The organism is Kribbella sp. NPDC054772 (assembly GCF_053611945.1).
In genome coordinates, this window is the sequence record NZ_JBSHBJ010000034.1 from 1 (window position 1) to 4,872 (window position 4,872).

Genomic DNA, 4,872 nt, shown 5'->3' on the forward strand with positions numbered 1-4,872 from the left:
CCCCACACCACAACCACACCCCCCCTGTTCCCCAAAACACCACACCGCGGGGTGTTGCGAGGACCGCATGAACCCGCCTCTCCGGCCGGGGCGTTTTCCTTTGTCCGTCTACTCCGCTTTGCGGTGGTGCGGGGAGAGCATGTCCTCGAGCTGTTCCTCGGTCTCGTCGGCCGCGACGAACAGCAGCTCGTCGTTGAGCTCCAGCGTGCCCTCCGGGTCCGGGCGCAGTACCCGGCCCTCGCGGAGGATCACCACCAGCGCGGTGTCCAGCGGCCAGTCGACGTCGCCGACCCGCTGGCCGATCATCGGGGAGTCCTCGGGCAGGGTCAGCTCGACCAGGTTCGCGTCGCCCTGGCGGAAGGTGAACAGCCGGACCAGGTCGCCGACCGAGACGGCCTCCTCGACCAGCGCGGACATGATCCGTGGCGTCGAGACCGACACGTCCACGCCCCAGGCCTCGTTGAACATCCACTCGTTCCGCGGGTGGTTGACCCGGGCAACGGTCCGCGGGACGCCGAACTCGGTCTTGGCGAGCAGCGAGACGACCAGGTTGACCTTGTCGTCACCGGTGCTGGCGATCGCCACCTGGCAGCGCTGCAGCGCCGCCTCCTCGAGCGACGACAGTTCGCAGGCGTCGGCCAGCAGCCACTCGGCGCGCGGCACCGACTCGGCCTTGATCGCCCGCGGGTCCTTGTCGATCAGCAGTACTTCGTGACCGTTCTCCAGCAGTTCGCCGGCGATCGAACGACCGACGTTGCCGGCTCCGGCGATGGCTACCCGCATCACAGCTCCTCAGGCCTCTTCAGGTTTGGTGCCGAGCTGGGACTCGATTGCGGCGGCGTCCCGCTCCAGCATCACCACATGGACCAGATCACCCTCCTGGATGACCGTGTCGGCCCGGGGCAGCAGCCCCTCGCCGAGCCGGGTCAGGAACGCGACCCGGGCGCCGGTGGCCTTCTCGATGTCGAACGCGAGCCGGCCGATCCACTCGGCGTGCACGTGCACCTCGGCGAGCCGGACGGTGGCGGACGGGTCCCGCCACTCCGGCTCGGACCCCTCGGGGAGCAGCCGGCGCATCATCTGGTCGACGGTCCAGCGGACGGTGCCGACGGTGGGGATGCCGAGCCGCTGGTACACCTCGGCGCGGCCCGGGTCGTAGATCCGGGCGACCACGTTGCTGATCCCGAACGTCTCCCGGGCCACCCGGGCGGCCAGGATGTTCGAGTTGTCACCGTTCGAGACGGCGGCGAAGGCCTCGGCGTCCTCGATGCCGGCCTCGATCAGCACCTCGCGGTCGAAGCCCATCCCGACGATGGTGCGGCCGGTGAAGTTGGGGCTCAGTCGGCGGAACGCGTCGGCCGTCTGGTCGATGATCGCGACCGTGTGACCGCGGCGTTCCAGACCGCGCGCGAGCATCGACCCGACGCGGCCGCAGCCCATGATGACGACGTGCACTTCGTGATCACTCCTCGCCCCGTTCTGGGGCTGCTGGCTCGGTTCGGCAGGGATAGACGCTACACCGGAACTGTGGGCCCTCTAACATCACCGGTGTGACTCCCGCTCTAGGCGATATCGGTAAACGGCTGCTGCTCGGGCGCAAACTGCGCAGCACCCAGCTGGGTGAGACCCTGCTGCCGAAGCGCATCGCCCTCCCGGTGTTCGCGAGCGACGCGCTGTCGTCGGTCGCCTACGCTCCTGACGAGATCTTCCTGACGCTGTCGATCGCCGGACTGGCGGCGTACGGCTACTCCTGGAAGATCGGCCTGCTGGTCGCGTTCGTGATGCTCGTCGTGGTGGCGTCGTACCGGCAGAACGTGCACGCCTACCCGTCCGGCGGCGGTGACTACGAGGTCGCGACGGTGAACATCGGGCCGACCGCCGGCCTGACCGTCGCCAGCGCGCTGATGGTCGATTACGTGCTGACCGTCGCGGTGTCGATCTCCTCCGGCGTCCAGAACGCCAAATCGGCGCTGCCGTTCCTGGAGGGGCACGAAGTGCCACTGGCGGTCGGCCTGGTGCTGCTGCTGGCCGCGATGAACCTGCGCGGGGTCCGCGAGTCGGGGGCGGTGTTCGCGGTCCCGACGTACATCTTCATGTTCTCGATCATCGGGATGGCGCTGTGGGGGCTGATCCGGCTGAGCGCCGGGAACCTGCCGCCCGCCGAGAGCGCCGGCTTCGAGGTCCGGGCCGAGTCCGGGCACGAGGTGTTCACCGGGCTCGCAGCGGTGTTCCTGCTCGCCCGCGCGTTCTCGTCCGGTTGTGCGGCGCTGACCGGTGTGGAGGCGATCAGCAACGGCGTACCGGCGTTCCGGAAGCCGAAGAGCCGGAACGCGGCCACCACGCTGCTGCTGCTCGGCACGATCGCCGTCACGATGCTGATGAGCATCCTGTTCCTGGCCAGCAAGATCCACCTCCGGTACGCCGAGAATCCCGCGACGCAGCTGTACCGCGACGGGCAGCCGGTCGGCGACAGCTACACCCAGAAGACCGTGATCGGCCAGATCGGCGACTCGGTGTTCTCGAACTTCCCGCCGGCCTTCTACCTGGTGATCGGCGCGACGATGCTGATCCTGGTGCTGGCCGCCAACACCGCCTTCAACGGCTTCCCGGTGCTCGCCTCGATCCTGGCCCGGGACGGTTACCTGCCGCGCCAGCTGCACACCCGGGGCGACCGGCTGGCCTACAGCAACGGCATCATCCTGCTGGCGCTGTGCGCGGCCGGCCTGATCATCGCGTTCGACGCCCAGGTCACCAAGCTGATCCAGCTCTACATCGTGGGCGTGTTCGTCAGCTTCACGCTCAGCCAGTTCGGCATGATCCGGCACTGGACCCGGCACCTGAAGACCGAGACCGACGCCGCCAAACGACGGCACATGGTCCGGTCCCGGGTGATCAACACGGTCGGCCTGACGATGACCGGCGTGGTGCTGGTGATCGTGCTGCTGACCAAGTTCACCCACGGCGCCTACATCGCGATCATCGCGATGGCCGCGCTGTTCCTCTTGATGAAGGGCATCCGCCGGCACTACGAGACGGTCGGCCGGCAGATGTCCGCGGAGGACGCCGAGCCGCTGATGCTGCCGTCCCGGGTGCACTCGATCGTGCTGGTCTCCAAGCTGCACAAGCCGACCCTGCGGGCGCTGGCGTTCGCCAAGGCGGCCCGCCCGTACACGCTCGAGGCAGTCACCGTCGACGTCGACCGCGACGAGTCCGACGCGCTGCAGGCCGACTGGGACGCGCGCGGAATCCCGATCCCGCTGAAGCGGCTCGCCTCGCCGTACCGGGAGATCACCCGGCCGATCCTGCAGTATGTGCAGGACATCCGGCGGCAGTCGCCGCGGGACGTGGTGATGGTCTACATCCCGGAGTACGTCGTCGGGCACTGGTGGGAACACATCCTGCACAACCAGAGCGCACTCCGGCTCAAGGGGCGGCTCTTGTTCACACCTGGTGTGATGGTTACGTCCGTTCCTTACCAGCTGCTCTCGTCGCAGGGGGCCGGGGAGCGGCAGGACCGGGTGGAACGGGTGGCCGGCCAGGTACGGCGCGGTGCCCGCAAGACGACAGGAGATCGGTGACAGACGAGAACATCGTCGGGACAGTCGTAGAGCTGGAAGTGGGTCCAGTCGCGCACGGGGGACATTGTGTAGCTCGGCACGAGGGGCAGGTCGTGTTCGTCCGGCACGCGTTGCCGGGCGAGCTTGTGCACGCGCGGATCACCGAGCAGACGGCGAAGTACCTGCGGGCCGACGCGGTCTCGGTGCTGACACCGTCGCCGCAACGGATCGAGCCGCCCTGCCCGTACGCCGGGCCCGGCCTGTGTGGCGGGTGCGACTTCCAGCACGCGAACATCGTCGAGCAGCGCCGACTGAAGGCGACCGTGGTGTCGGACACCCTCCGGCGGATCGGCGGCATCGAGCGCACCGTGGTGATGGAGTCGCCTGGCGACGACGGTCTCGGCTGGCGGACCCGCATGCGGTACGCCGTGGTGGACGGCCGGCCCGGGATGTACGCGCACCGGTCCCACGACCTGGTACCGGTCGAGCGCTGCCTGATCGCGCATCCGGGGACTCCCGAAGTGCTGTCGGAGCGCTGGCCGGGCGTGTCCTCGGTCCAGGCCGTGGTGTCGTCCGAGGGGAAGACCGCCGTGACGACCGACCAGGATTCTGGTGAGCGCCTGGTCGAGGTGGTGCGGGACCGGCGGTTCCTGGTCGAGGCTGAGGGCTTCTGGCAGGTGCACCCTGCGGCGCCGGAGACGCTCGTGGACGCCGTACTGAGTGGGCTGGAGCCGGTCGCGGGGGAGACGGCGCTGGACCTGTACTCCGGGGTCGGGCTGTTCGCCGCGTTCCTGGCCGAGGCCGGCTGCGCGGTGCTGGCGATCGAGGGCGACAAGGACGCGGTCCGGAACGCCCGCCGGAACCTGCGCGACCTGGACGGCGTGACGCTGGAGAACGGCGACGTCGACCGGGTGCTGAACGCGGCGGCCGGTCAGGGGCTCGAGCACGTGGACCTGGTGGTCCTCGACCCGCCGAGGGTCGGCGCCGGGAAGGACGTCGTACGGCGGATCGCGGCGCTCGGACCGCGACGGATCGCGTACGTCGCCTGCGATCCGGCGGCGCTGGCGCGGGACCTGAAGACGTTCGGGCGGCTCGGCTACGGGATCGCCTCGCTGCGCGCCTTCGACCTCTTCGGCATGACCCACCACATCGAATGCGTGGCCGTGCTCCAGCCTGTGGACTCTGCTGATGCCGCGACTCCGTCGCGGCGGGGGGGGGGGGGGGGGGGGCGCGCGGAGCCGCCCCGCGCGCGCGCCGCCCTGGTCCGCGGAGCTGGGGACCGCCGCGGGCGCGCCACACGAGAGGCGCCCCGCCC

Annotated in this window: 4 protein-coding genes; 2 read left to right on the top strand and 2 right to left on the bottom strand. The window is 69.7% G+C overall.

What is annotated here, in order from left to right; translation table 11 throughout:
- Window positions 1–108 precede the first annotated feature (108 nt).
- Window positions 109–783 carry a potassium channel family protein gene (locus tag ACWGID_RS34315; RefSeq protein ID WP_387773778.1) on the bottom strand — a complete coding sequence of 225 codons (675 nt, stop codon included), beginning with the start codon at window positions 781–783 and terminating at the stop codon, window positions 109–111.
- 9 nt (window positions 784–792) lie between these two features.
- A complete protein-coding gene (locus ACWGID_RS34320) occupies window positions 793–1,455 on the bottom strand; it encodes a potassium channel family protein (RefSeq protein WP_452203497.1) in 663 nt (220 codons plus the stop codon).
- 95 nt (window positions 1,456–1,550) lie between these two features.
- On the opposite strand from ACWGID_RS34320, the gene ACWGID_RS34325 reads away from it, so the two are divergent.
- Window positions 1,551–3,578 carry an APC family permease gene (locus ACWGID_RS34325; RefSeq protein ID WP_452203498.1) on the top strand — a complete coding sequence of 676 codons (2,028 nt, stop codon included), beginning with the start codon at window positions 1,551–1,553 and terminating at the stop codon, window positions 3,576–3,578.
- A partial coding sequence (locus tag ACWGID_RS34330; RefSeq protein WP_452203499.1) for a class I SAM-dependent RNA methyltransferase occupies window positions 3,575–4,872 on the top strand: 1,298 nt, incomplete at its 3' end. The genes ACWGID_RS34325 and ACWGID_RS34330, both read left to right, overlap by 4 nt.

Coding starts and splice junctions, on each gene's coding strand:
- ACWGID_RS34315 (WP_387773778.1), bottom strand. CDS start 783: ATGCGGGTAGCCATCGCCGGAGCCGGCAACGTCGGTCGTTCGATCGCC.